General features: G+C 39.2%; 23 protein-coding genes. 16 read left to right on the plus strand and 7 right to left on the minus strand.

Annotated features, from left to right (window positions below):
- Positions 1-293: 293 nt before the first annotated feature.
- The 6 genes from ACH0QE_RS03950 to ACH0QE_RS03975 all read left to right on the plus strand — a co-directional run bounded on the left by ACH0QE_RS03950 (position 294) and on the right by ACH0QE_RS03975 (position 6,459).
- The gene (locus ACH0QE_RS03950) at positions 294-1,538 is read left to right on the plus strand and encodes an MFS transporter (RefSeq protein ID WP_415799392.1); all 1,245 of its coding nucleotides are present in this window, start codon (positions 294-296) and stop codon (positions 1,536-1,538) included.
- 173 nt (positions 1,539-1,711) lie between these two features.
- Entirely contained in the window at positions 1,712-2,215 is a 504-nt protein-coding gene (locus tag ACH0QE_RS03955; protein WP_415799393.1) for a CBO0543 family protein, read from the plus strand.
- Positions 2,216-2,319: 104 nt separating this feature from the next.
- On the plus strand, positions 2,320-3,990 hold the full coding sequence (locus ACH0QE_RS03960) for a DUF6044 family protein (RefSeq protein WP_415799394.1): 1,671 nt from the start codon (positions 2,320-2,322) through the stop codon (positions 3,988-3,990).
- Positions 3,991-4,008: 18 nt separating this feature from the next.
- Entirely contained in the window at positions 4,009-5,043 is a 1,035-nt protein-coding gene (locus tag ACH0QE_RS03965) for a glycosyltransferase family 2 protein (protein ID WP_415799395.1), read from the plus strand.
- Complete coding sequence (locus ACH0QE_RS03970) at positions 5,000-5,494, plus strand: GtrA family protein (protein ID WP_415799396.1); 495 nt, start codon at positions 5,000-5,002, stop codon at positions 5,492-5,494. The genes ACH0QE_RS03965 and ACH0QE_RS03970 overlap by 44 nt, the downstream gene beginning before the upstream one ends.
- A 137-nt stretch (positions 5,495-5,631) precedes the next feature.
- Complete coding sequence (locus ACH0QE_RS03975; protein ID WP_415799397.1) at positions 5,632-6,459, plus strand: undecaprenyl-diphosphate phosphatase; 828 nt, start codon at positions 5,632-5,634, stop codon at positions 6,457-6,459.
- A gap of 116 nt (positions 6,460-6,575) precedes the next feature.
- On the opposite strand, the gene ACH0QE_RS03980 is transcribed toward ACH0QE_RS03975, so the two are convergent.
- Positions 6,576-6,731, minus strand: a complete 156-nt coding sequence (locus ACH0QE_RS03980; RefSeq protein ID WP_102263026.1) for a YpzG family protein — start codon at positions 6,729-6,731, stop codon at positions 6,576-6,578.
- Positions 6,732-6,943: 212 nt separating this feature from the next.
- On the opposite strand from ACH0QE_RS03980, the gene ACH0QE_RS03985 reads away from it, so the two are divergent.
- From ACH0QE_RS03985 to ACH0QE_RS03995, 3 genes are all read left to right on the plus strand, one after another.
- A complete protein-coding gene (locus ACH0QE_RS03985) occupies positions 6,944-7,879 on the plus strand; it encodes an ABC transporter ATP-binding protein (RefSeq protein ID WP_415799398.1) in 936 nt (311 codons plus the stop codon).
- Entirely contained in the window at positions 7,876-8,820 is a 945-nt protein-coding gene (locus ACH0QE_RS03990; RefSeq protein WP_415799399.1) for an ABC transporter permease, read from the plus strand. Before ACH0QE_RS03985 ends, ACH0QE_RS03990 begins: the two co-directional genes overlap by 4 nt.
- A 69-nt stretch (positions 8,821-8,889) precedes the next feature.
- Positions 8,890-9,447: a GNAT family N-acetyltransferase gene (locus tag ACH0QE_RS03995; protein WP_415799400.1), complete on the plus strand. Its 558-nt coding sequence runs from the start codon at positions 8,890-8,892 to the stop codon at positions 9,445-9,447.
- A gap of 635 nt (positions 9,448-10,082) precedes the next feature.
- Here ACH0QE_RS03995 and ACH0QE_RS04000 read toward each other — a convergent pair.
- The gene (locus tag ACH0QE_RS04000) at positions 10,083-12,200 is read right to left on the minus strand and encodes a transglycosylase domain-containing protein (protein WP_415799401.1); all 2,118 of its coding nucleotides are present in this window, start codon (positions 12,198-12,200) and stop codon (positions 10,083-10,085) included.
- Between the two features lie 224 nt (positions 12,201-12,424).
- Here ACH0QE_RS04000 and ACH0QE_RS04005 point away from each other — a divergent pair, with 224 nt between their 5' ends.
- A complete protein-coding gene (locus ACH0QE_RS04005) occupies positions 12,425-13,543 on the plus strand; it encodes a hypothetical protein (protein ID WP_415799402.1) in 1,119 nt (372 codons plus the stop codon).
- Between the two features lie 146 nt (positions 13,544-13,689).
- Here ACH0QE_RS04005 and ACH0QE_RS04010 read toward each other — a convergent pair whose 3' ends face one another.
- The 3 genes from ACH0QE_RS04010 to ACH0QE_RS04020 form a co-directional block, all read right to left on the minus strand.
- Positions 13,690-14,358 carry a DUF4352 domain-containing protein gene (locus ACH0QE_RS04010; protein WP_415799404.1) on the minus strand — a complete coding sequence of 223 codons (669 nt, stop codon included), beginning with the start codon at positions 14,356-14,358 and terminating at the stop codon, positions 13,690-13,692.
- Between the two features lie 70 nt (positions 14,359-14,428).
- Positions 14,429-15,811, minus strand: coding sequence for an alkaline phosphatase (locus tag ACH0QE_RS04015; RefSeq protein WP_415799405.1), 1,383 nt, complete (start codon positions 15,809-15,811; stop codon positions 14,429-14,431).
- A gap of 320 nt (positions 15,812-16,131) precedes the next feature.
- Positions 16,132-16,527: a hypothetical protein gene (locus ACH0QE_RS04020; protein ID WP_415799406.1), complete on the minus strand. Its 396-nt coding sequence runs from the start codon at positions 16,525-16,527 to the stop codon at positions 16,132-16,134.
- 321 nt (positions 16,528-16,848) lie between these two features.
- Between ACH0QE_RS04020 and ACH0QE_RS04025 the strand changes: the two genes are divergently transcribed.
- From ACH0QE_RS04025 to ACH0QE_RS04035, 3 genes are all read left to right on the plus strand, one after another.
- Positions 16,849-17,787 (plus strand): magnesium transporter CorA family protein, encoded by a 939-nt coding sequence (locus tag ACH0QE_RS04025; RefSeq protein ID WP_415799407.1) that lies wholly within the window; start codon positions 16,849-16,851, stop codon positions 17,785-17,787.
- A 118-nt stretch (positions 17,788-17,905) separates the two neighbouring features.
- Positions 17,906-19,036 carry a stage II sporulation protein P gene (gene spoIIP / locus ACH0QE_RS04030; RefSeq protein ID WP_415799408.1) on the plus strand — a complete coding sequence of 377 codons (1,131 nt, stop codon included), beginning with the start codon at positions 17,906-17,908 and terminating at the stop codon, positions 19,034-19,036.
- Complete coding sequence (locus tag ACH0QE_RS04035) at positions 19,029-19,223, plus strand: hypothetical protein (protein WP_415799409.1); 195 nt, start codon at positions 19,029-19,031, stop codon at positions 19,221-19,223. The genes spoIIP and ACH0QE_RS04035 overlap by 8 nt, the downstream gene beginning before the upstream one ends.
- Positions 19,224-19,328: 105 nt before the next feature.
- Here the strand turns inward: ACH0QE_RS04035 and corA are convergent, their stop codons facing one another.
- Positions 19,329-20,279, minus strand: coding sequence for a magnesium/cobalt transporter CorA (gene corA, locus ACH0QE_RS04040; protein ID WP_415799410.1), 951 nt, complete (start codon positions 20,277-20,279; stop codon positions 19,329-19,331).
- 357 nt (positions 20,280-20,636) lie between these two features.
- Between corA and ACH0QE_RS04045 the strand changes: the two genes are divergently transcribed.
- From ACH0QE_RS04045 to ACH0QE_RS04055, 3 genes are all read left to right on the plus strand, one after another.
- Positions 20,637-21,020, plus strand: a complete 384-nt coding sequence (locus tag ACH0QE_RS04045) for a VOC family protein (protein ID WP_415799411.1) — start codon at positions 20,637-20,639, stop codon at positions 21,018-21,020.
- 91 nt (positions 21,021-21,111) lie between these two features.
- Positions 21,112-21,843, plus strand: coding sequence for a ZIP family metal transporter (locus ACH0QE_RS04050; protein WP_415799419.1), 732 nt, complete (start codon positions 21,112-21,114; stop codon positions 21,841-21,843).
- 128 nt (positions 21,844-21,971) lie between these two features.
- Entirely contained in the window at positions 21,972-22,205 is a 234-nt protein-coding gene (locus ACH0QE_RS04055) for a hypothetical protein (RefSeq protein ID WP_415799412.1), read from the plus strand.
- A gap of 120 nt (positions 22,206-22,325) precedes the next feature.
- Here ACH0QE_RS04055 and ACH0QE_RS04060 read toward each other — a convergent pair whose 3' ends face one another.
- Complete coding sequence (locus tag ACH0QE_RS04060) at positions 22,326-22,469, minus strand: hypothetical protein (RefSeq protein ID WP_415799413.1); 144 nt, start codon at positions 22,467-22,469, stop codon at positions 22,326-22,328.
- Positions 22,470-22,586 lie beyond the last annotated feature (117 nt).

The following is a 22,586-nucleotide window of genomic DNA, read 5'->3' on the forward strand; positions in this document are numbered from 1 at the left end:
AAGTAATATACCAACGTTATGAATGGGTAAATTGTATGACTCGCAGTGGTAAATAAATGAAATTAATAGGCTTGATGTTTAAAAATGTTGCTACGATGGGTATTGAGTAGGTTTTTTGTATTTGTTGTTGGGAAAATTCATGTGGACAAATTGTGACATTAATCGAAACTGGAAAAAAGTACAAGCACAAACCGAATAGCTACTTGAAACTTTTGGAAGGTAAAGATAGGATGGAAATAGAAATACTTTAGTAATATTCTGACATTTATTTTGTGCACTCAGGAGGGGTCTGTTTGAAGGGCTGGAAGAATCCCATACTGTTGGTTTTGGGAATTGGGATTTCAAACATTGGTAATTGGATTTATTTTGTGGCTATAAATTTATTAGTATTAAAAATAACAGGCTCTGCCGCTGCGATTGCAGGATTATTCATCATCAGGCCGTTGGCGATTCTCCTGACTAATACTTGGGCTGGCAGCATCATAGATCGGGTCAATAAGAGAAGGTTAATGATTTTCATTGATGTTCTTCGGGGTATTTTAATTTCGATCATTCCATTATTTAGTTCGTTAGTTCCGATTTATATTATTATGTTCTTAACGAATATTGCTGGGGCATTCTTTGGCCCGACTTCAGAAACTTACATAACGAAGCTTGTTCCTCCTGAAAAGAGAAAACGCTTCAATTCAATTTTTTCCTTTGCAACATCCGGGGCTATGCTGGTTGGCCCGAGTGTGTCTGGACTGCTGATTATGTATGGAAGCATTAGTACAAGTATCTATATTAATGCAGTAACTTTCTTTTTATGTGCTGTAGCAATATTCTTCCTGCCAGATGTTGATGAAAGGTTAAGCAATGAACAACATAGAGATCGAATAACGATGAAAATGATCGCAGCTGATTGGAAGGCTGTGCTCAATTTTGGGAAAACAGCAGCAGGTTTTATGATCGTTTTCCTTATTTTCCAGTTCATTACTTTAATCTCATTTGCACTTGATTCACAGGAGGTAACGTTCATACAGCAGGTTGTCGGCTTATCCGAAAAGCATTATGGATTGTTGGTAAGTCTTACGGGAGCTGGTTATGTGGCTGGTTCATTTGCAGTGTCAGCCTTGGCGAATCGTCTTTCTATAAAAATGCTCCTGGGATTGGGGTCCTTTTTGTCTGTAACAGGATACTTAATTTTTTATCTTGCTTCTCCAGAAACGGTACCTCTAGCTGTCATGGGCTTTATTATTATTGGGTTCTTTTCTCCATTCTCGTTTACCGGTTACACAACCTTTTTCCAAAACAATGTACCGGTTGATTTGATGGGCAGGTTCAGCAGTGCGTTTGCCTTCTTTCAGGCAATGGTCCAAATCGTCTTAACATTACTATTAGGTTATTTAGCGGAATTAGTGAAACTACAAACAGTCACTATCGCATTTTCGGCACTTGGGTTGTTGCTGGCTGTTGCCCTGACTTCAATCATATTCCTGCAGTCAAAGAAAGATCTATTCATCCTTGAAGCAGAGAATAATTTAACAGAAGAAGGTTAGTAAGGCTGTACTGGTTTAATCCAGTACAGCTTTTTTTAGGGAAAAAACTTTGGTTCTCACCCCTTCTGACATGATGATACATAAAACAAGTTGATTGGCAGAAAATAGATTTGATTGAATATACAGGGTAAACAAAGGATATTAGACGAGGTGTAATAAAGGGAGGGAAGAGCTTGTTCCATGCTGTATTGATTGCAGGTGGGGTCGCAGTGGCGGTCGGAAGAGGGAAGTGGCAAAGGTGGAAAGAGTTTTTACCTACTTTTTATTACTGGGCCTTGTTTAGCTGTTTTTATGAGTATATTTCCTACATCGGAAACAAACACTTGTGGGAATTTGACAAGAACTTCATCAGTCTATTCTTTACGGAAACATTATATACGTTTATTTTTTACCCAAGTATGATTGTTTTGTTCTTGGGTAGTTTTCCTGAAGAAAAAACTAGAAGGATCTGGTATTACTTAAAGTGGATTTCTTTGTCTGTCCTTATAGAGGCAATAGCACTCAAAGTAGGAGCTATCAAATTCGCACACGGCTGGTCTATGGGCTGGGAAGTATTTTTCTACAGCACGATGTATCCCATGCTCAGGCTCCACTATAGGAATCCTTTGATTGCGCTTATTCTTTCCATATTTTTTGTCTTTTTTTATTTAATGATCTTTAACTACCAACTTATATGATGGTAAATAGATCACTTGCTGATTGTTTGGCAGTTAAGGGAATAGTTTCTAAAAATCTGTAAACCTTAATTAAAGCAAATATGAAATTTGAGGTGTAATGTGATTTGTCTTACTTTCAGGATAAAGAGCGAATATTCATCGTGTTTTCTCTGATAGTGATATCACTCTTCCTATCCCCCTATTTCATTTTAGGAGACGATGCCCATATCCGGGTACATGACAATCTTGACTCGAATTTGGCATGGTATAAAGTACTTGCTGAAAGTGGCCAGATTGCCGGATCATTACAATCCAGGATTCCTCAAATCATTAATGGACTGCCAAGGAACGCACTTGGAACTGAGTACAGCCTGATTGTGTGGTTGTATGTATTGTTCCCGACAATGATTGCCTATGGAATAAGCCAGGCAATCACCAGGTTTATCGCCTTTCTTGGAATGTACCTGGTTTTGAAGGACCACTTTATTAAGGGAAAAGACCAAAGCCTGATCCGCATCGGCAGTGCACTTGCATTTGCGCTAACCCCTTTTTGGCCGTCAGGGATGCTTAGCACATTGGGTATGCCCCTGGCACTTTGGGCTTTCATGCATATTAGGAATGGAAGAGGTAACTGGTTGTATTATCTTGCTCTAACTCTCTTGCCATTTTACTCAAGTATTGTCTTGGGTTTTTTCTTTTTCCTCAGTGCAATGGGTTTACTCTGGCTTACTGATGTTTTTCGCGGTAAAGGATGGAACTGGAGGTTCTTCATTGCAATAGCTTATATGACCGCTGTTTACTTAATCACTGATTACAGACTGGTATACTCCTTTTTATTTGATGGAGAACCGAATAGCAGGGATGAATATTTTCATGCCCGCCTGACTTTCTTGCATTCTGTCAGACTGACCTTTAAAAATTTCTTGCTAGGACATACCCATGTAATGACAGTACATACACTGGTTATTTTGCCGGTCATATTTGCAGCGCTATTTCTTATTTGGAAGCATAGGAAGTGGGGGAAAGAGCGCATCTTTGTTTTCTTATTTGTGCTGAATTTCGTTTTATCTGCCTGGTATGCCTTTTGGTTTTATAAAGGGTGGCTCCCTTTAACGGAGAGATTCCATTTTCTTGATACATTTAATTTTGCCAGGTATCACTTTTTGCGTCCATTAATTTTGTACATGCTGTTTGCGATTGGCCTGAAGATTCTCTGGGATGAAAAAATCTTGAGAAAAGCAGTTCCCTCGTTGGTGGCTGTGCAAATTTTATTGCTGCTGTTTACAAATGAAGAGATTGTTCATCACAAAAAGCCAAGTGTTAGGGAGTTTTATGCAGAGGAACAATTTAACGCGATAAAAAATCACATAGGAAAACCTCAAAATAGCTATCGTGTTGCCAGTATAGGGTTACATCCAGCGGTCGCACAATTTAATGGGTTTTACACACTGGATACCTACAATAATTTTTATCCTCTGAGTTATAAATATCAATTCAGGAAAATTATCGAAGGAGAACTCAAGAAAAATAAGCGGATCCGAATTTATTTTGATGAGTGGGGCGGACGCTGTTATCTTTTTACCGATGAATTGGGAAAGCATTATCTGTTTAAAAAAACTTCAAAAAGAAGAATCGAAAATATTGATTTAAATCTAGAATCGTTTAAACAAATGGGTGGGGAATATATCTTTTCTTCTGTTCCCATTGATAACGCATTGGAAAATAGCCTAAAGCTCGATAAAGTCTTTACCTCAAATGAAAGCGCCTGGAAAATTTACCTCTATGAAGCTCTATAACACCAAGGAGGCTAATCAATGAATATGCCGATCTTAACAATTATCGTTCCTTGTTATAATGAGGAAGAAGTTTTGGGAGAGACTATTAATCAGTTAACAACAAAGCTTAGTGAAATGGTCATCGATAATATGGTATCAGAAAAGAGCAAAATCTTATTCATCGATGATGGCAGCAAGGATAGGACTTGGCACTTGATTTATAAGGCCAGTTTGAATAACGAAATGGTAAAAGGACTAAAGCTCTCGAAAAATGCAGGGCATCAAAATGCTCTGCTTGCCGGACTCTTTTCAGCAAAAGAGGCTTCTGATTGCATGGTCACCATTGATGCTGATCTGCAGGACGATATTCATGCCATTAACGACATGGTTAAGAAGTTCAATGAGGGTTATGAAGTTGTTTATGGTGTACGCAGCTGCAGGGAGAGTGACACATTATTCAAACGTTATACTGCAGAAGGCTTTTACAAGCTAATGGACAAGCTAGGAGTCAAACTAGTCTTCAACCATGCCGATTTTCGCTTGATGGGTAAGAGGGCGGTTGATGAATTGGAACATTTTGCTGAAAGCAATATGTTTCTCCGTGGGATTGTTCCATTAATCGGTTTTAATTCAACTTCTGTTTACTATGAAAGAAAGGTAAGGCTTGCGGGGGAAACGAAGTACCCATTGAGGAAAATGCTTGCTTTCGCATTTGATGGAATTACTTCATTTTCCGTTACACCGATAAGATTCGTCATGCTTGTAGGGTGTCTCTCATTTTTTGTCAGCCTTTTATTCGGTGTATACTTTCTTACATTGAAGCTGTTCGGCAACACAGAACTTGGATGGACTTCTCTGATCACCTCGATTTGGCTAATTGGGGGGCTGCAGTTAATTGCCCTTGGTTTAGTTGGAGAGTATATTGGAAAAATCTATAAAGAAACTAAGCGGAGACCGAAGTATATTATCGATGTTGATCTCTTTAACCTGCCAGTGTCAAGGAAATTGATGAACATGGAAGGGGCAGATTATGAGTCAATCGTTGAAACTCGGAAGCTATCTGAGAATAACTAACCAGTTGGTGCAAAGAATTGGCGTAGGCTCTGCAAACTTTCCTCCTTTCTTGAAATTCCTGCTTGTTGGCGTACTGAATACCTTTGTTGGAATGGGTCTCATGCTGTTACTGAAAAATGGACTGGACTGGCCGTTTTGGTATGCGACATTCACCGGCAATGCTATAGGGGCTGCTGTAAGCTACCTATTGAATCGAACTTTTACATTTAATAGCAGGGTTCCCATTCGGATTGGAGGACCAAAATTTATTTTAGTGATTCTGGCATGTTATTTCCTTTCCTTCTCGATCAGCCGTTCGATAACCCGGACAATGGACTTCATTACAGTTTGGCATATCTATATAGATTCGGACAATATTGCAATACTGCTCGGGTCAATCATATATACGATCACGAACTATATCGGACAAAAGTCCTTTGTTTTTAAGGATCAGATTCAAAGCAGCTCTTGAGGCTGCTTTTTTTATTGACTTAATGTCCAAATAAAGATAAAAATGAATGAGTGTAATTTATTTGTTTAGTAAGGGTTTTTAGAACAAGGCAAGTACCTAATATCTAAATTTAACTTTAAAAGGAGCAAGACCACTTCATGAACATTTGGGAATTATTTGTGGCATTTATACTCGGGTTGGTAGAAGGATTAACTGAATTTGCGCCTGTTTCGTCTACTGGTCATATGATTATTGTCGATGACCTGTTATTGCACTCTAAACAATTATTTACAGAACCTGTTGCCAATACCTTCAAAGTAGTCATTCAATTAGGGTCTATTTTAGCAGTGGTTATTGTGTTTAAGGAAAGATTCATAAATCTATTAGCTCTGAAAAAAGGTGTTTCAATCGGAGATTCCAAAGGCAGGCTAAGTCTGCCAAAGGTGATTGCGGGCTTGATTCCCGCCGGATTGACAGGTGTTCTATTTGAGGACTATATTGACGAACATCTATTTTCGGTAGAAACAGTCATCATTGGATTAGTAGTCGGTGCATTTCTATTAATTCTCGCAGACCGCTTACAACCAAAAACACTTAAGACTGAAGATGTTGATCAAATCAGCTATAAACAAGCATTAGGAGTAGGTTTGTTCCAGTGCCTCGGATTATGGCCGGGATTCTCAAGGTCAGGTTCTACAATTGCCGGAGGAGTTCTTCTTGGTATGAGCCACCGAGCGGCTTCGGATTTCACGTTCATCATGGCGGTTCCAATCATGCTTGGCGCCAGCGGCATTTCCCTATTGAAAAATTGGGAGTATTTTACGATGGATGCATTGCCGTTTTTCACTGTAGGCTTTATCAGCGCTTTTGTGTTCGCGTTAATTTTCATAAGATTCTTTTTGAGACTTATCAATAAAATTAAACTAATGCCATTTGCTATTTATCGGATTATTCTGGCGGGGTTGATTTATTTTATTTTTCTTTAAAGGTTTTAATATTGGAAGAAATCAGAATGATTTTTTACTGCTCTTTCAAGCTGGGATAGTCTTATAAAAAGGAAAAGACGCAAATGTGCGTCTTTTCCTTTTTTGGTTTCAAAAAATCAAAACATGCGGTGCGCTTTCGCATTACTTCTCGCTATAAGAACATTTTGTGCTACCTGAGTTTCACCATTAATCTGCGAGTTTGTATGCTTGCGCCTTGACCTACTGTGGTGAAAAAGTTGTGAGTGTGGATCCAAATGATCTTTGTAACTCATACAATCACCTCATGAATGGATTTTTGAAACACACGATATTCATTTCGAATATCATCTATATCGTTTGTCATAAGGAGGGGCAATATACAGATTTAATCGAAGGATCTAATACATAATCTTTTTTTGCTTTTTTTGTAACTTTTTACAATTTTCATCGTATTAATCTTTGTGAGGTCTTGAAATATAAATTTTTAATGAAATGAGGAGATTCTATGTCGCAATTTGCCCTTGAGGTAAAGGCGTTAACAAAGACAATTGGTAAAAAAACAATTGTTGATGACGTGAGTTTTCAAGTGGAACGGGGTGAAATATTTGGACTCCTGGGTCCTAATGGTGCGGGGAAAACAACAATCATCCGAATGATTGTTAGTCTGATTAATCGTACAGGTGGGACGGTGCTAATAAATGGCCATGATCTGGATGCTTCCTTTACGGAAGCAATGAATGAATTGGGTGCTATAGTGGAAAACCCGGAATTCTATAAATACCTTAGTGGATATAAAAATCTCAGGCATTACGCTCGTATGGCATTAAGCGATATTACGGAAGAGCGGATTAACGAAGTCACCGAGCTGGTAGGTCTTGAAAATGCAATCAATGATAAAGTTCGTACATATTCCTTAGGGATGCGCCAACGTCTGGGCGTTGCACAAGCAATTTTACATAAGCCTTCTATTCTCATACTGGATGAACCAACAAACGGACTTGATCCTCAGGGAATTCGTGAATTCCGTGATTATTTACGCTTGCTTGCAAGCCAGGGGACTTCAGTGTTAGTCTCATCTCACTTATTATCAGAAATGCAGCTAATGTGCGACCGGTTTGCAATTATAGAAAAGGGAAAACTAATTCATATATCTTCCATGCATGAAAATGAGGTATCAGAGGTTAAAAAGGTACAGACGATAGAAGTGGAACTATCAAACCCAGCACTTGCTTCCAAACTTTTGACAGAAAACAATGTGAAAGTGACTTCGAGTAATGGCCCGCGTTTAACCTTATCTGTGCAAAAAGAACAAATACCAATGATTAACAAGCTATTTGTTGAAAATGATATAGATGTTTTTGAAATTTTAAATGTGAAAGCAACGCTAGAAGACCGCTTCTTGGAAATCACAAATAAAGATAAAAAGGAGCAAATGGTATGATTCCTTTAATACAAAATGAATTGATGAAAATCTTTGGCAAAGTGGCAAGCTGGATATATATGGTCATTATTGTTCTGGCAGTTTTAATCGCAGGAATTATTTATTCTAAATTCAGTGCAGACCCTAACCCTAATTGGAAACAGGATACACAGGCTGAGATTGCCATGCTTGAAAACCAGATGGCATCTGCTTCCGGTGACGAAAAGAAAATGATTCAAAACCAAATTGAGCAGACCCAGCAATTTCTTGACCAGGACATTAATCCAAATGCGAAAACAAACTGGCATTTTATGAATGATGTGGTTGTAGGTGTCAGTTCACTTGTTACTTTGTTCGTAGTAGTCGTCGGCAGTGCGAATGTTGCGGCAGAATTCTCTGATGGTACAATCAAGCAGCTACTGATCCGTCCGCATCAAAGATGGCGAATTCTGCTGTCAAAGTACATAGCTGTCATTATATATGCATTATTAATGGTCCTAACATTGATTGTATCTGGCTATATAATTGGACTGCTCTTATTTGGCAGTGGTGATTTCAATATGAAAATGTTTGAAATCACGCTCGAAGGTAGAAAGGTGGCAATTGTCGGAACACAATTCTTGTTAAAAATGCTTTACTTCATTCCAAGCCTGTTCATCATCATGACGATTGCTTTTATGCTGTCAACATTGTTTAAAAGCCAGGCTTTAGCAGTTGGAATAGGTATCTTTGTCCTTTTCTTTTCGTCGACACTTGGTGGAATTATCCTGATGCTTGCTGACAAATATACTTGGGTGAAATTATTGATTTTCCCGCATTTGGATTTGACAGTCTATGCTCTTCAGGATAGGATTCTTGAGGATATAACATTACCAGTTTCGCTTTCCATACTTGCTGTGTATTACGCAATATTTATGATGCTCACCTTTTTCTTTTTCCAAAAAAGGGATATCTGTATTTAAGCAGAATAAATTAAAGAGCGGTCCTCGGGCCGCTCTATTTAATTTGAAGATTGGAAGGAGAGAGGTGTGGTGAATCCTATTTTATTGGATTTTCCAACTGAATTTGAAACGGACCGGCTTTTGATCAGGATGCCGTTGCCTGGTGATGGTGCTGTCACTTGTGAATCAATCATTGCATCTTTAAAAGAACTCCAGCCCTGGATGCCATTTGCTCAAAAAGAACAAAGTGTTGAAGAAACAGAAGTCGTAATCAGACAAGGGTATGTGAATTTTTTGAATCGGTCAGACCTGAGGCTGCTTGTATTCAACAAAGACACCGGGGAATTTATCGCGTCATCTGGATTACATAGGATTAACTGGGACGTGCCTAAATTCGAGATCGGTTATTGGATTGACACAAGATACAGTGGGCGAGGGTATATGACAGAGGCTGTCCAGGGAATCACAGATTTTGCCGTTCGAGAGCTAAAAGCCCGCAGAATCGAAATAAGATGTGATTCATTGAATACTAAAAGCAGGGCGATTCCCGAAAAATTAGGATTTGCTCTCGATGGCATACTAAAGAATGATTCAGTTTCAGTAGACGGTGAGCTAAGGGATACATGTATTTATTCTAAAATATTCTAACTGTAATGGAGGTATCCAATTTGGCTATTGGTTACCTCTTATGCATATTATCGATTAAGAGCTTGGCGTATTGGTGACCTGATTTACGGAAATATGGATTTTTAGGTCGCCAATGGGGTGTATTGGTGACCTGATTTACGGAAATATGGATTTTTAGGGCACGAATGGGGTGTATTGGTGACCTGATTTACGGAAATATGGATTTTTAGGTCACCAATCAAGGGTATTGGTGACCTGTTTTTCGAGGAAATGGATTTTTAGGTCACCAATGAGGTGTATTGGTGACCTGTTTTTCGAGGAAATGGATTTTTAGGTCACCAATCAGGGGTATTGCTGACCTGTTTTTCGAGGAAGTGGACTTTTAGGTCACCAATGCGGGGTATTGGTGACCTGATTTTCGAGAAAGTGGATTTTTAGGTCACCAATCAGAGGTATTGGTGACCTGATTTTCGAGAAAGTGGATTTTTAGGTCACCAATCAGGGTCATTGGTGACCTGTATTCAAAAATATGCTTCTTCAGGTAACTAATCGCTTTTATTTAATGATCTGTTTATAGGGTTTTGCAAAACACTATTTGGCAGCAGGGATGGGTGCTAATAAAATCGAGCAGCCAATTAGGCTGCTCGAAATTCAACTTATTCCCCTTGCCACTCTCTAAGTTTATCTATCACTTTGTCGCCAACCTTACCGGCGTCTTCCTGCATTTGTTCAAATACTTTTTTCCACTTTGGAGCTTCTTCTTTTAGTTTTTCTTCAACCTGGCCAGCACGCTCTTTTAATTCTTGCTCCAGATCATTTGCTTTTTCCCTGATTGCTTTTTCTGTTTCTTCATAATCAACGATGGCACCAGACTGCCTTTCGTTGATTGACTGGACCCTGAATTCCTCCTGCTCGATGTGGGGCACTGTTTCTTCCATGATTGCCCTGAACAGAGGGACTACATCCTTGGAACTGCTGCTGGATAAATAATGCTTACGGTCAGTTTTATCATATCCAAGCCATACTGCACCGACAATGTTTGGTGTATATCCTACAAACCATTGATCCTTTGTTCCGTTTATATCTGCATAAGGCAGCTGAGTAGACCCTGTTTTACCTGCAATTTCAACACCCTCAATATTTGTCCCTTTACCAGTACCTGTTTCAACAACATTCAATAACATTGACGTCATTTCATTGGCCACTGATTTAGAAGTAACGCGTGTTGTTGAGCCATCATGCTCTGCAATCACCTTGCCTGTGGGACCGACAATTTTTGTGATTACGTGGGCATCATGACGCTTCCCTCCATTTGGGAAGACAGAATAAGCTTCGGCCATTTTCAAGGGAGAAACACCGTTATGCATTCCTCCGAGGGCGAGGGCAAGGTTCTGGTCTTCTTTTTCTACTTTAATTCCAAATCTTCTTACAGCATCAATTCCTTTATTCAAACCAATCTCATTCAAAAGCCAAACAGCAGGGATGTTAATTGACTTTTCCACGGCCTCATACATTGGCACTTCTCCCTGATAGGTATCGGAGAAGTTTTTGGGGCTGTAATTTTTAAATGACATCTTCTTGTCAACAAGCATGGAATCATACTTATAGCCTTCTTCTAATGCAGGTGTGTAAACTGCCAGAGGCTTCATAGTCGAACCAGGCTGAGCCCTGAGGTGGGTTGCACGGTTAAACCCTCTGAACACTTTTTCGCCTCGCCCGCCAACTAAAGCACGAACGCCACCATTTTCAGGATCAAGCAGGACGGATCCGCTTTGCACTAAAACATCACTTGCCCGATCAGGAAATAGATGATCCTGTCGGAACACTTTTTCCAGACCGGATTGTATGTCCTGATCAAGTTCAGTATAAATACGATAGCCTCTGGTCATGATTTCATCCTGGGTAAGTCCGTATTTACTTGTTGCTTCGTCTAAAACAGCATCGACATAAGAAGGATATTTGCGGTCTGCCAGAGAGCCGCCTCCATCTTCCAGTACAATCTTTTGAGATTTGGCTTGTTTATATTCGGTATCTGTTATCATCCCTAGTTCATTCATTTTAGCTAGAACAACATTTCTGCGTTTGAGGGCAGCGTCATAATTATTATAAGGATCCAGGGCAGAAGGCGCTTTAAGCAGGCCGGCAAGCAGTGCAGCCTCACTTATTGTGACATCCTGAATATCCTTTGCGAAATATTTTTTACTGGCGTTGTTAATACCAAAAGCGCCACTTCCGAAATATACCTGGTTCAGGTACATTTCTATGATTTCGTCCTTTTCATACACCTTCTCAAGCTCGACTGCCAAAAATAATTCTTCTACTTTACGTTTGTATGTCCGCTCTGAAGATAACAGAGCATTTTTGGTCAGCTGCTGGGTCAGGGTACTGCCACCCCCGGTAATGCCTCCAGCTAAAAGGTTTCCGAAAAAAGCACGTGCGATGCCTTTAATATCGAATCCGTTATGTTCATAAAATCGTTCATCCTCAATAGCAATGACGGCATTTGGGACATGTTCTGGCATATCTTTTATCGACACTCCACCCGTACGATTGGTAGCAAGCTTGCTTGCTTCATCGCCATTGCGATCATAAATGGTGGTTGCCTGGCTCAATCCATCCTTCAGGGTCTGGACATTCGCCCTGCTAGCGATAAAGGCGAACCAAAGGATCGAGAGCAATATGAAAACCAATAAGATTAATAACAAGATTTGAGTCAGGTGGCGCCGTTTCCAGAATCGAACAACAGCCTCCCAGAATCTTTGCAGTAAGTGCATATGATTTCTCCTTTTAAAATGAAGCTTTTTAGTAACCAAAAAGGCTGGTAAAATTAGGTTGGAATCCTAATTTACCTTCCATTATATATTATTTTTTCTGATTGGGAAAAGCGGAAGCTATGATAACCGTTATACATAGCATTTCTTTGAATTCATAAAAATTTTTAAAAAACTGAAACAAAATGTTCGCTCATGCGACTTATTTGGGAACGGGGGAGTGATAATTGGATTCGCCGAATGCTGCACGGGAACTTGTCTTCTACTTCGATGCGCTGCAACAAGGGGACGAAGAATACATTAAAGATGTGCTACTGTATGAGTACTACGATAACAATATTAATGAAGTGTTGAAATACTATGAAAAAGTTGATTTTTCAACCGTGAACGTTGAAATGGTTGAGATCGATACACGGGGACGTGAGCTGGTGACTTTTACTTTTGTCGATAAAGAAACAAAAATCCAGATTAAAAGACGTCTACTGCTTGATATGTCAGATGAGAAAAACATTAAAATTTTCGATTCAATAGGTCCTGAAAAAATCAATTCTATAAAAGATGAAAAAGTTAAAGAAAAGGCAGAATATCTGGAAAAGAATTTCAGGTTGGGAATGACAGAAGAAGAAGTCAAAACTTTGTTTGGGGAAGAATTCGATGAATTCGTGGATGCTGATGCAGAGGACGGTTCCGTCAAGGATTGGCTTTATCAATTCTATGTTGAAAAGGGTACGGTGAGTAAAGTACCTAATAAAGGAATCGTTGACCTTGAAAATCTTCACAGCCAGAATATTGGAATACAATTCTGGATCGGCTGGTCATCGGAAGAAAAAGTGATGAGAATGTCAATGTTTTATACTTTGAATGGGAAAGTATATGCAAAGTTACTAAGGCCAGATGGAAGTTTGGTAGAGGAGGTGCAGCAGTCGGGAGAAGTTTTACTGGATTCCACTCCTTTTAAACTTGATGAACAAGAAAAGCTTGCCTATGATTTATTTAAGCAAAACCATTCAAGTAAACACTTAAAAGACATTCCACCTTTAAGTATAGCTAAGCTGTATGTCCAAGCCCAGTTAGATAACGACCCGGAAACTGAATATGCTTTATATACAACCCGTCCAGAACATGTAAGGTGGTCAAAGGCAGAACATTTACAGGATTCCAGTAAATTTTTATCTAGTAGTGAGGAAATACTTGCAGCTTTTCAGGGAGTCCAGGCAGGGAAATTTGTAGAAACAAGTGATTATGAGGGTTATATCAAATTTGAAAATAAAAATGGAGTCCAGGAATTCAGGTTAATTAAGGACCTGGATGGGGTTTGGAAAGTAGGGTTTATGCCAATTCAATAAAATCGCAAAGAATGTATGAGTACTGAACTGTTATGAGATCTGCATTTACTCTAATTTCTTGCACTATTAATGTAATATTGTTTGCAGAAATAATTATAGGGTTGTAAAGAATACAAAAGGCGTGGATGTGTATCCGCGCCTTTTGTTTAAAAATGGATGTTAACTATTTGTTCTTTGAAGATTTCCGATTCACTTTGATTGAAAACTTTACTAGTCGTAATCTTTATTGAATTTATATCAGGGTTCTCAACAATAACTCCGATATTACCAGCTTTCTTTTCACCGGGCCGAATCTTGCCATTCAATTCTTCTAAATAAATGTCATCCTCCCAAGTTTTCTTCTCACTGTTGTCCATCTCCATCTGGGCAACCGGGGCAAAATTTAATACTTCATCTGACTTGTTCTCTATCTCTATAAAGATTTTTACAAATGTAAATTTTTCTTCATGTGTATAGCTGTGAAAAAAATCAATCAAGCTGTAGTCCGGTTGGTATTCGATTATTTTTAAATCTTTTACAACAAGTTCAATGGGCCCTGTTGAAAATTTCCGATCCAATTTTTTGTAACTTTTCAACATGGCGTAACCTTTCTCATCCCTAAATGTTTCACCGACACTCAGCAATGTTCGATCATCTGTAACCTGAGGGTTGGGAACATACTCACTCTTTGATTTCTGTGGAGGGGGAGTTTCTTCATTTATTTCTTCCTGGATTGGTTCCTCTTTTTCTATTTCTGCTGAAGAATTTGAACTTCCTTCAAGACTGCATCCAACGATTGAAGCCATTAGTACTATCAATAAAAATAACTTTCTCATTTCGCACCTTCTTAGCAGTTGATAAACAGACTTCCCGCTGCCTGAAAGACAGCGGGAGGATTGATTTTACTTATTTATCTTCAATTACAATTTCTTTATTCCCTTTTTGCAGGATGCTGAAGACATGTTTCGCAAGGTCTGTGTTTTCAATTTTTCCAGCTAGAGCTTCTCTAGTTGGACCAAATGCATAGACGTTTACGTCCTCACCGGTATGGCCGTCGGTCGTCCAGCCTGTATGTGAACGCTGGTTGAAGATTTCTTCAATAGCACTATCGATGTCAGTTACATCTCCTTCAGCAACAGCCTTGACTGAATTTATTTCTTCCGAAGTCAGTTCTAAATCAATGTAGTTGGAAAGTGTTTCTTCAACATCTGCACCATTGGAAATTTCCGCTGCCATGAAGTCTGGCGTGCGTTTAGCTGCTTTAATTGGTTCAGGGAACCAGTTGTAAATGCCGTCAGCTCCAATTGAATAGCCGCCCGTAGAGTGGTCAGCAGTTGCTATTACAAGAGTATGCTTATCCTTTTTCGCAAAATCAATCGCTGCCTTGAACGCTTTTTCGTAGTCTTCCATTTCACTCATCGCACCAACGATATCATTATCGTGTCCTGCCCAGTCAATCTGGCTGCCTTCGACCATCAGGAAGAAGCCGTCCTTATCTTTATTCAATCTTTCAATCGCAGACTTAGTCATTTCTTCAAGTGATGGAATGTCGTCTGTACGGTCGATCATCTTGGGAAGGCCACGAGGTGCGAACAATCCCAGAATTTTTTCATTATTATCGCTTACCAGCTGTTCTTTAGTAGAAGCGAAGCTGTAGCCGTCTTTTTGGAATTCTTCAATTAGGTTCCGGTCTTCGCGGTCGAATAAATCAGTACCTCCGCCTAGAAGAACATCGACCTTGTGTTCACCGTTGATTAAATCATCGTAGTAGTCCTCTGCAATTGCATTCATATTTCTGCGGCTTTCATCATGCGCACCGAAAGAAGCCGGAGTGGCATGGGTGATTTCAGAGGTAGCAACAAGGCCGGTAGCTTTGCCTTGTTCTTTGGCTGATTCCAGAACGGTTTTTACATCTGATTTATCGTTATCGACACCGATTGCCGCGTTATAGGTTTTAACACCTGCTGACATTGCAGTTGCTGATGAAGCAGAATCTGTAATGTTTTCTTCAGGGTCTTCCGCATAAGTCGACTGCTGGCCAACAAGGTATTTATCGAATTCGGTTCCTTCTGCAAGCTTAGTATTTGGATCGTCTTTTAAGTAACGGTAAGCGGATGTATAGGATACCCCCATACCATCACCAATCATGAAAATAACGTTTTTGATCTTAGCATGATTCTGGTTAGAAGATTCCTTTGCGTCAGCTGTAAAAGTTCCCGAAAGACTGCCAATAGCGAGAGATGAAACGACGGCAAACGGAATCAATTTCTTTTTGAAGTTTCTATTCATGTTCATTTTCCCTCCAAATTACTAGATTTCAAGCTTATTATAGTATATATTTAGAAGATTTCTTCTTATAAGAAAAAGGGGTTTTTCATGCTGGCAAAAGCAGAACGGGAATTTAGAATCAGTGAGAAGGGGAGGGGTGTAACTATCGGATTATATTTAAGATCTTATCTTTAAGGATAGTTAGATAGAAGGAAACAACAATACATGTGTTTTTTTCGATAAATAAATACAGTGTGCCAAAAGATGTGTTTTTATCAAGAGGTTCGGTTTTAGAGAAAAATAAAAAGGCAAATCTAAGATTCACCTTTTTACAATACTATTTACCAGCCGGCTGGGAGCATTGCCACCGGCATAAGTGATACCTCATATGTGTAGCCGCCATCCTTCGTTCCAGTTGGCCATAAAGCAGTAGCCATGTAGATGACCTTAATAGTGTTATCCTGTGAAAATTCTGTTACGTATACAACCCTGTCAGCCATGAAACCGATTTGTTCTTGAGTCCAAAGGATTCTGTCAGCCATGAAGCCAATTTGGTCAACTGTGTAAAGAACACCGTCCAATGTTTGAGTATATGAATCAGCACCCATTTGCCCTACTGTTACTAAAACATCAGCGGCTGTAGTAGCAGCTTCAGCCTTTTGCTGTGGAAGTCCAGCAGCAACAAAAGATAAAATCATTGCAAAGGCAATGAGAGATTTTGTAATCATATTTTTCATTAAGTTTTCCTCCTGTTTGATACCATGTTAGGTAAATTTATATTTATTAATATATACCCCTATAGGTATAATGTCAATGACTTTATCAAAATTAATATCTTGCATTTAAGTTCCCATTGTAGTTTTGCCCTTACAGGAGTAAGATGTAAGAGGTGAAAATAGAAAGGAGTTGGTATCTTTGGGTTATTCAAAAGAACCTGATCCCGATAGGTGCGGGGAAGTCGATGATCTATTAGATTTGATACTATTGAATGCTGCAAGACTATCAACTCTGAAAAAAGGTAGTTGGCTTCCTCAATAATAGAAGAGGAGGTTGGTCCAATGCTGGAAATCTATAAAAGCAGTGAAGAAAGACATTTAACATGTGTAGAAGAAATCTCCAAAGGCACCTGGGTTAATATGGTGCATCCTACTGAAGATGAAATCATAAGGGTTGCCGGTGAAACGGGTATCGCAGTGGACTTCATAAAGGACGCCCTTGATGATGAAGAGCGTCCAAGAATAGAAAAGGAAGATGGTATTGTTTATATAATCGTTGACTATCCATACATCACCCATGATGATTCTGGCTTTCCGATTTACGAAACAATACCAGTAGGAATCATCCAGACTGCGAATTGCATCATTACGGTTTCTTTAAAAGAGACACCTGTATTGAATGAATTCAAATCAAACAGGGTCAAGGAATTTTATACCTTTAAGAAAACAAGATTTGCCTTGCAAATCCTCTACGTTATCTCGATTTATTATTTAAGATACCTGAAACAAATCAATAAAAAAACAAATGAGATTGAGCGCGAGCTGCATCAGTCGATGAAAAACAAGGAATTATATGCATTTTTGGCTTTGGAAAAAAGCTTGGTTTACTTCACGACTTCACTAAAGTCCAATAAAGTCGTACTTGCGAAGATCATGCGCTTTAATTATTTGAAAATGTATGAAGAAGACAAGGATTTGCTTGAGGATGTCATCATTGAAAATACGCAGGCCATTGAAATGGCTGAGACCTATAGTTCGATTTTAAGCGGTATGATGGACGCTTTCGCCTCTATCATTTCAAATAATCTCAATATGGTAATGAAATTCCTGACATCCATAACAATCATTCTGTCATTTCCGACTATGGTGGCAAGCTTCTACGGAATGAACGTGGATCTCCCATTTCAGCACAATCCCTTTGCGTTTTTCCTGGCAATCAGTATGGCCGTGTTATTAGCTGGGTTAACTGCATTCATTTTCTGGAAAAAGAAATATTTCTAAATGAACGCCTGGACATCTGTCCGGGCGTTTTTTATTCTAAAATCTTCATTTATACATATTTATGGATTAACAGAGATTGTAGGTTCAAGATGGTATCACATGCAAAAAGGGTGATTGAATGACAGGAATATTGGTCAATATTTATAGAAAGATGTTGTCAGGCTTCATTATATTAGTTTGCACATTTAGTTTCTTTCTTGTGGCTGGTTTCATTTCTTCTTCGAACATCAGCTTTTTTAAATTCAAAGTTAACGGAGATATTGGAGCAGAGGTATTCCTCAGGATTATCAGTTATGAAAACCCGTTAATTGGACATGCCTTGACAGGATCCAATGCTGATTTGCCAATTCTTTCTACAGGATTTAAATTGCTTACAAACGTTGAAATGAATGATATAAGGAGTCTGATCAGGAGTGAGATTCCCGGTTTCATGGCTTTTGATTCAAACTTCCTTATTGCAGATGAAGGTGTTGATTTTACGGATATCCCGATCGAATCTGCCCCTCCAATGGAGGTTTTATTGCAGGAAAGGAGTATGGCTGCCAATGAACTGAAGGAGCTGAACAGCGGCAAAACATATACAGGATCTACACCAACAGAAAAGTCGGTGTTCATATATCATACTCACAGCTGGGAATCCTACTTACCATTGCTTGGTCTTGAGGGTGCAGAGAACGAAAATGAAGCTGTCGATGGAAAGACTAACATCACCATTGTAGGTGAACTACTAGGAAAGGAATTGGAGAAAAAAGGTATCGGAGCGAGCGTGGATAAGACTAATATTGGACAAGAGCTTGATAAAAAAGGCTGGATGACACACAAGTCTTATGAGATTTCACGTTCCTTGGTTCAAAGCGCAATGGCTGGAAACAAGAAATTAGAATATTTTATTGACCTGCACAGGGATTCTGTCAGAAAAGATTCGACAACAGCCACCATCAATAAAGAACCTTATGCAAGATTAGTTTTTGTCATTGGCGAGGAAAACAAGAACTTCCAGAAGAACCTGAAGTTTGCAAATGAACTTCATAAGATTCTTAATAAAAATTATCCCGGGATCAGTAAGGGAGTTTTGCCGAAAAAAGGAATCGGCGTTGATGGAATATATAATCAAGACTTGCATGCAAACACACTGGTTGTCGAGGTAGGCGGTGTTGATAATAATATGAAAGAATTAAAAAACACAATAGAAGCGTTAGCGGACGCGATCAGCCAGATTTATTGGGAGGCGGAAGAGGTAAATGGCTGAAAATCATGAAAAGTATTTCTGGCTGTTGTGGACGATTTCTACTACGATGTTAGCGTACTTCTATTTACCCCTGACGTTGGCAATTACATTTTTCTTGTCAGGCATTATCATAAGCAGTAAATGCCTGGTTGAAGATTTTATAAACCTTCAGGAAGATGCTGAAAAGCAAAATGAAAAAAACCATTGAAGCATTGTCTCAATGGTTTTTTTGCTTCAAAGGTTTAGAAGGTATAATTTTATTTCGAGAAATGTCCAGCTCCAGGTCGGGACTGACCAAGGCGCTAGCGCTTTTCTATTTAAACCAGCCCTTTTTCCTGAACCATAAAAACATGGTTATTCCGATGACAAACATGGCGAACAAAGCTCCAAAATAACCAAATCTCCAGGAGAGTTCAGGCATATTCTCAAAATTCATCCCGTAAATACCTGCAATGAAGGTGAGTGGCATGAAAATGGTTGTGATTACAGTAAGTACTTTCATTACGCGATTCGTTTCATGTGAATTAATCGACAAATAGCTGTCCCGCATATCTGTTGTCAGTTCACGGCTCGCTTCCACCTTTTCAGCTAACCTTAATAAATGGTCATGGATGTCCGCGAAATATTCTTTTTGTTCAAGTACTCCAGAAAGGCGATGGGAATTAATCATCCTGTATACCAAATCCCTCATTGGTGTAATGGTATGCCTTAACGAGAGCAGTTCATGCCTTGTATCGAATAAATCTTCAAGCAGTTCCTCCATCGAGCGGTCGGCTGAATTCTCATCAATTTCATTCAATAAGTCCTCAATTCGATAAACATGAGGGAAATAATTATCGACTATTTTGTCTAAAACATGATAGAGGACAATCGATGGGTTCCATTCTGCTGGCGATTTCGCAAGCTCTAATCTCTTCCACACATCATCAATTTCACGAGTGCTTACGCTATTGTAGGTAACGATATAGTTGTGCCCAAGGAATAGATCAACCTCTTCCTTCTGCATGGACTCTCCATTGAGAGCCTGGAAAACAAAAAAATGATAATCATCATAATAATCGAGTTTTGGTCTTTGAAGGGTATGGATACAATCTTCAATGGATAAAGGGTGAAAATGTAATGGTTCTTTCAACAATTGAATTTCTTCATCAGTGGGTTCACTGAAATCAATCCAGTACCAATTTTCACTGTCTAAAACCAGTGAGTCGATATTTTGACTAGTTTGGATTTCTCCAGAAGGACTAATAGAAATTGTACGTATCATAAGATCTCCCAAAAAACAGTTTTTGGCTGTCTTTAAATTAATTCGGATGCTTCGCTCTTAGTAAGCAAACCGTCAAAGACTTTAACAACCTATTTTAATTATATTAGCAAAGGTGGACAGGAATCAAAGCAAAACCATGTGCTTGGGATGACTGAAGAAGAAGAGGGCTTCAAGTCAGCAAATGCGGGGTGATGGAAATAGTTCAATATTGCTATAATGGGAATCGAAAGCAATATACGACATAAAGGTCGATTATAATGAATTCCGAAGACTGAAAACAAAAAGTTAACATGACTTCCTTAATTATATATCCGATAGTTAAATATAACTAAGACTGTGCCAGGAGGACTAAGAAGAATGCTGCATCATGTTGAAATCAATGTTACCGATTTGAGTAAAGCCACTGAGTTTTGGGGGTGGTTTTTAGGCGAACTAAATTATGAAGTCTTTCAGAAGTGGGATAAGGGAATAAGTTGGAAAGGTAACATGACTTATATTGTGTTTGTACAAACCGAAGATAGGTTCATTCAAGGAGGATATCACCGCTCCCAAGTTGGTTTGAATCATCTTGCTTTTTATGCAGATTCACGTCATCATGTGGATCAAATGACTGAAAAACTAAGAGAAAGACATATCCCCATCCTCTATCAAGACAGACACCCTTTTGCAGGAGGGGCAAATCACTATGCGGTGTTTTTTGAAGGTCCGGATCGTATGAAAGTTGAATTGGTTGCACCCTGAATGGCACCGGATAATTTTTTCCAAGTGTAACTTCCTGATATAAAGGGAAAAGTATTTTACTTTTGTAAATTAGGAGGCATTGGAAACAGTTATGGCAGAAGCATTTTTAGGGATTGTCATCTCTGCAATGGCAACAGGTTTGGGAGCAATTCCAGTTTTATTTCTAAATAATGTTTCACCCCGGTTAAAGTCTTTACTTCTTGGTTATGCTTCAGGGATCATGATGGCGGCTACAACCTTCAGTTTGATACCAGAGTCTTTGAAATCATCTAATATCTGGATTCTATCCATTGGTATGTTATTAGGGACGTTTGCCTTAAATTTCATTAATTCAAAGACGGAAGATCTGGATACAAGTGACTTTAAATTTTTTTCAGGTTTTGATCGAAAAACATTAGTCATCATAACAGCAATAACTCTCCATAATTTGCCCGAAGGCCTGTCAGTCGGGGTCAGTTATGGAGCGGGTGAAGACAATCTTGGAGCTATCATAGCCTTCGCAATAGGCCTGCAAAATGCACCCGAAGGATTCCTCGTTGGGCTTTATTTAATTCATCAGAAAATGTCAAAAATGAAGGCTTTCATGATCGCTACCTTTACAGGGGCTGTGGAAATAGTAACAGCAGCAATAGGATATTTCCTTGCTGCAGAAGTGGAGGGGCTTGTACCATATGGATTGAGTTTTGCGGCAGGAGCGATGCTCTTTGTCATCTATAAAGAATTGATACCAGAAAGCCAGGAAAATCATCAAGTGAAATTCCCGACGTACTCTTTTATCCTTGGCTTGATTTCAATGCTTTATCTTACGATACATTTCGGTTAGTCAAAAGGCCTTGAACACAAAGTCTTTTGACTCTCCAAAAATGCCTGGGAAAGAATAAAAGTAAATGTGTTGGGTAAAGACAAAGGGAGTCTGGTATTCTAATGGTATACATATTAGGAGGGATCATTATGGGAGAATGCAATATCGACCACAGCAAAAAGGATGTCCAGGAGAAATACCAATCACAAAAGGAATTCCTTCCGCAGGACATCCATCCATTATTCAACCAATTTTTTGAGGAAGAACATACTCAGGACATCTTAAATGACGTATTTCACTTGCTTAAAAAGTATGACCTTGCGACAGAAGAAGAAAGAAGCGAACGTGATAACAGATTGAAATTAGTTTTAAAGAACGTGTAATTAAGAACAAAAAGCGCAAGCGCCTTGGTCACCCCGACAAGCGCTGGAGGGCCGACCGGTGAAGTCGCTCTTTGACTTCATTGGCAGGATCGAAACGTCTCGAGGAGTTAGGAGCCGCAGCTAGACAAGCGACTCGAGAACTTCAACTCCGCCGGCAGAAGCAAAAAGCGCTTCTTTGTCGGAGCCTCCAGTTTCTGCGTTTCTTGACAGTCGGCTATACTTTTCGATTTCGATCCGCCCAATGAAGTCAAAGAGCGACTTCACTGGTCGGCTCTCCAGCGCTTGTCGGGGCTGACCAAGGCGCTTCCGCATTTCTTAATTATCAGACCTTTTGTTGACGCTTGCTTCTGTTCTTTGTTACGATTTCTCTAGTTGCAAATG

The sequence above is a fragment of the Mesobacillus sp. genome (assembly GCF_047739415.1).
In the GTDB taxonomy this organism is placed as follows: domain Bacteria; phylum Bacillota; class Bacilli; order Bacillales; family Cytobacillaceae; genus Mesobacillus.